The organism is Phyllobacterium pellucidum, assembly GCF_013327855.1.
Lineage (GTDB): Bacteria > Pseudomonadota > Alphaproteobacteria > Rhizobiales > Rhizobiaceae > Phyllobacterium > Phyllobacterium pellucidum.
In genome coordinates this window covers 1-3,693 of the sequence record NZ_JABUMX010000011.1, presented here as the reverse complement: position 1 = coordinate 3,693, position 3,693 = coordinate 1, and the positions used below count along the sequence as shown (strand labels likewise).

3 protein-coding genes, 1 tRNA gene and 1 rRNA gene are annotated in these 3,693 nt (G+C 58.7%); 2 read left to right on the top strand and 3 right to left on the bottom strand.

Going from position 1 to position 3,693, the window contains the following annotated elements; genetic code table 11:
• Positions 1–240: 240 nt before the first annotated feature.
• Positions 241–1,674: an aldehyde dehydrogenase family protein gene (locus tag HQ945_RS22630; protein WP_027229745.1), complete on the bottom strand. Its 1,434-nt coding sequence runs from the start codon at positions 1,672–1,674 to the stop codon at positions 241–243.
• 199 nt (positions 1,675–1,873) lie between these two features.
• Between HQ945_RS22630 and HQ945_RS22625 the strand changes: the two genes are divergently transcribed.
• Positions 1,874–2,641 carry an SDR family oxidoreductase gene (locus HQ945_RS22625; RefSeq protein ID WP_027229746.1) on the top strand — a complete coding sequence of 256 codons (768 nt, stop codon included), beginning with the start codon at positions 1,874–1,876 and terminating at the stop codon, positions 2,639–2,641.
• On the top strand, positions 2,638–3,102 hold the full coding sequence (locus HQ945_RS22620; protein WP_174208545.1) for a gluconokinase: 465 nt from the start codon (positions 2,638–2,640) through the stop codon (positions 3,100–3,102). Before HQ945_RS22625 ends, HQ945_RS22620 begins: the two co-directional genes overlap by 4 nt.
• 55 nt (positions 3,103–3,157) lie before the next feature.
• Here the strand turns inward: HQ945_RS22620 and HQ945_RS22615 are convergent.
• Positions 3,158–3,234 (bottom strand) — tRNA-Met (locus tag HQ945_RS22615).
• 136 nt (positions 3,235–3,370) lie between these two features.
• Positions 3,371–3,485, bottom strand: a 5S ribosomal RNA gene (rrf, locus tag HQ945_RS22610).
• Positions 3,486–3,693: the final 208 nt, after the last annotated feature.

The window sequence follows — 3,693 nt, the reverse complement described above, 5'->3', positions numbered from 1 at the left end:
CCTGCAAACCTTAGGGCGCATTCAGCAACCGCCAGCGGCGCCCCGCCCTCGTTGTGCCGGTATATAGACCCCGCCCAACAAAACTGTCAACACGCCTTTTTCAATTTCCCGAAACTTTTTCCAACCAACACCCAACCCTGTGGATAAGCGATCGCGGCTAATCGAAAAAGCCCAACGAACAGGCGCTGCTATGGCAGCGCCTGCGAAAACCAAGGCTGTCACAAAGATGCGACCGCGAAATCAAGCCAGCGTATAGGCAGTCTTTACCGTCGTATAAAACTCCGCCGCATATTTGCCCTGCTCGCGCGGGCCGTAGCTCGACCCCTTGCGCCCGCCAAACGGCACATGGAAGTCGACACCTGCGGTCGGCAGATTGACCATCACCATGCCGGCCTCAGCATTGCGCTTGAAATGCGTTGCATGCTTCAGGCTGGTCGTCGCTATGCCGGACGACAGGCCGAACGGCGTGTCATTGGCGGTATGCAGGGCTTCCTCGTAATCCTTGACGCGAATGACACTGGCGACGGGGCCAAAAATCTCTTCGCGCGAAATGCGCATCTGGTTGGTTGCCTCGGTGAACAGGGCGGGCTGCAGATAGAAGCCCGGGGCCTCGCGGTTGAGCCGTTCGCCGCCGAACGCCAGCTTTGCGCCTTCGCTCCTTCCAATCTCGATATAATTCATATCCTGATCGAGCTGACCCTGGTCGACCACCGGGCCGATATGCGTGCCCGCCTTCAACGCGTCATCGATCACAAGCCCCTTCAAGCGCTCTGTCGCGGCGGCAACGAATTTGTCGTGGATGCCTTCGGTGACGATGATGCGCGACGAGGCCGTGCAGCGCTGCCCTGTCGAAAAGAAGGCGCTGTTGACGGCTGCCTCGACTGCGACGTTGAGGTCCGCGTCGTCGAGAATGACGAACGGATTCTTGCCGCCCATCTCCAGCTGGAACTTGCGCATATGCTCGATCGAAGCTGCGGCGACGCGCTTTCCGGTGCCGACGGATCCCGTGAAAGTGATGGCCTGGACATCGGCACTGTCGAGAATCGTCTGACCGACGACCGACCCCTTGCCCATGACGAGATTGAGAACGCCCTTGGGCAGGCCGGCGCGGTGCAGAATATCGACGATGGCCCAGGAGCAGCCGGGTACGAGATCGGCCGGCTTGAACACCACCGTGTTGCCATAGGCGAGCGCCGGCGCGATCTTCCACGCGGGAATGGCAATCGGGAAATTCCACGGCGTGATAATACCGACGACCCCGACGGGTTCGCGCGTAATCTCCACCCCGATGTTCGGACGGGCGCTCGGAATCACTTCACCGGCAAGCCGCAGAACTTCGCCGGCAAAAAAATCGAAAATCTGTGCGGCGCGCAGCGTCTCGCCGATCCCTTCCGCGAGTGTCTTGCCCTCCTCCCGCGACAGCAGGCGGCCGAGTTCGTCCTTGCGCGCGGTGATTTCATCGGCAGTCTTGCGCAGGATCGCATGACGCTCGAGAATGCCCGAACGCGACCAGGCGGGAAACGCTGCCTTTGCCGCCGCGATGGCCCGAACTGTATCTTCAGCGCTGGCACGTGCGTACTCGCCGACGACATCATTGGTATTCGAGGGATTGACGTTGGCAACGGCATCGCTGCCGAACCACTCGCCATTGATAAAGTTCTGGTGCAGGGTCATGTGATATATCTCTCTCCGTTTGGCCGAACCAATAGCATAGGAGCAGTCGGGTTCAACGTGAAATTGCGCCGCTTCTCTCGATTTGACCCGAATAGGTTTCGCCGCCATGGCCGTCTGTGCGAACATCGCCGCCGATTCGAAGACTTGATATAGGAAGGCCTGGCGCTATTTTCAGGCGTCAGCGAGGAGGTACGAAAGAATGCCCTATCCGCTGTTCAATCTTGAAGGACGGCTTGCCCTTGTCACCGGTTCGAGCCAAGGCATTGGTTTCGCGCTTGCCAAAGGGCTCGCCGAGCACGGTGCGGCGGTCGTCATCAATGGGCGTGACAGGGTAAAGGTCGACGCCGCCGTCGGTGAACTCGCGGCCGCCGGGCTTAAGGCCTATGCCTCGACATTCGATGTAACCGATCTTGCCGCAGTAAAGGCAGGGGTCGATGGGATCGAAACGGAAATTGGGCCGATCGATATTCTTGTCAACAATGCCGGCATGCAGTTTCGCGCACCGCTCGAGGATTTTCCCGAGGATAGATGGCAGCAATTGCTGCAGACCAATATCTCAAGCGTATTTTACGCCGGCCAATCTGTCGCCAGGCATATGATCAAACGCGGCCGAGGCAAGATCATCAACATTGGTTCTGTCCAGAGCGAGCTCGCGCGCCCGTCGATCGCGCCCTATACGGCGACAAAGGGGGCGGTGCGGAACCTGACCCGCGGCATGTGCGCCGACTGGGCGAAGCACGGCTTGCAGATCAACGCCATTGCGCCCGGCTACTTCAAGACGCCGCTCAACCATGCGCTTATGGACAATGCGGATTTTTCGGCATGGCTGGAAAAGCGTACGCCCGCGGGCCGATGGGGTAATGTCGATGAATTGGTGGGCGCGGCAGTGTTTCTTGCTGGTGACGCTTCTTCCTTCGTCAACGGCCAGGTCCTGCATGTCGATGGCGGGATAACGGCCTCGGTATGATTCGCGTTATCGTCATGGGTGTGAGCGGCTCCGGAAAATCTTCCGTCGGCGCCGACATTGCCAAAGTTCTCGGGCTGCCATTCCTTGAAGGCGATAGCCTGCACCCGGCAAGCAATGTAGCCAAGATGGCGGCAGGCACGCCATTGACGGATGACGACCGCTGGCCGTGGCTTGACCAGATCGGCGCGACGTTGGCAGCGGCCGAAGACGGGATCGTTGTATCGTGCTCGGCATTGAAGAAAGTCTATCGCGACCGCTTGCGCAAGGCTGCTGCCGGGCCCCTCGCTTTCGTGTTCCTCGATGGCAGCGAGGCAGTGTTGCCGGTTACCATGCTGGGCAGCCAACTGACGACGCTCGAGGCGCCGGTTGATGAGCCTCGCGTCCTGCGCCAGGATGTGGCAGAACCGATCAATGTCATCGTGCAGGCAAGCGTGTCCTGGCTAAAAGAATTGGACCCATAAACGCACGCAAGCCGGGGGATGCCGGGCTTTTGTGTGGATTGGTGTTATGTGATGTTGGTTGCGGGGACAGGATTTGAACCTGTGACCTTCAGGTTATGAGCCTGACGAGCTACCGGGCTGCTCCACCCCGCGTCAATGTGTGTGCGGTATGCGCTTGCGCTTTCCTTTGGTGCGAGGGCTTGCGCTTGCATGGAAAGGGCCGTTTGGTGCGGCGCTTGGTTTTGTTGTTGTGTGTTTTTCGAGAAGCTTTGTTTGTTGCGTTTGGCAGACCTGGCAGCGACCTACTCTCCCGCGTCTTGAGACGAAGTACCATTGGCGCAGGGGCGTTTCACGGCCGAGTTCGGAATGGGATCGGGTGCGGCCACCCCGCTGTAACCACCAGGTCAGCAAAGCGCAACAAGCAAATGAGAAGCTGGTTTTTGGGGTAGTGAGTAGTGAGTAGTGAGTAGTGAGGACACTACTTTCTACTGACGACTTGCTATTCACCTTTTGACGCCTTTTGGGGCGTTTTGGATGGATATTTGTAATGAGAATGATCAAGTCGATCGAGCTATTAGTACCGGTAAGCTTCATGCGTTGCCGCACTTCCAC

Coding starts and splice junctions, on each gene's coding strand:
- HQ945_RS22630 (WP_027229745.1), bottom strand. CDS start 1,674: ATGACCCTGCACCAGAACTTTATCAATGGCGAGTGGTTCGGCAGCGAT.
- HQ945_RS22625 (WP_027229746.1), top strand. CDS start 1,874: ATGCCCTATCCGCTGTTCAATCTTGAAGGACGGCTTGCCCTTGTCACC.
- HQ945_RS22620 (WP_174208545.1), top strand. CDS start 2,638: ATGATTCGCGTTATCGTCATGGGTGTGAGCGGCTCCGGAAAATCTTCC.